Genomic DNA, 574 nt, shown 5'->3' on the forward strand with positions numbered 1-574 from the left:
ACCATTTCAACCAGAGTGTCAATCTCTTTGACTGTAATATCGAAATCATCACGCATCGAAGCATGTGACTGAGCCATAAGTTCACTCATGCGGTTAATATTATGCGAACGGAGCGCTTTTGCCGCTTCGACTGTGCGATTGTTTTCAGTGATCACGTGACGCGCACGTTTTGCTACTATTTCATTTAGCTCATAGACTTTTTCGTTGAACTGCTCAATAGTCACATCTCGCAGTGCCTTAACTCCAAAAGTACGTGCCGCCTCTTCACATTGCTGACGACGCGTGTTGTATTCACTATCAACCAGACCACGCTTTTTATTCGAGTTGATGATCACGACAGCCATGTCTTCTGGCATAGAGACTGCTTCAGTTTCAAGGCTACGGCAATCTAATAGCATCGCATGATTTTCACGCCCTTCCGCTGAAATCATTTGATCCATGATGCCGCAGTTGCAACCGACGAATTCGTTCTCAGCTTGCTGACCGTTTAACGCAATTTCGGCTTGGCTGATCTCAAGATTGAACAGCACTTTGAACGTCTGGCCAATCACCACTTCCAACGCCGCCGATGAGC

General features: G+C 46.3%; 1 protein-coding gene. It reads right to left on the bottom strand.

Annotation, left to right across the window (positions count from 1 at the left end; genetic code table 11):
* Positions 1-574 (bottom strand): galactokinase (galK, locus tag R7044_RS26980; RefSeq protein ID WP_225456200.1); only part of this gene is annotated, 574 nt, incomplete at both ends.

The sequence above is a fragment of the Vibrio sp. 1402 genome, assembly GCF_033340275.1.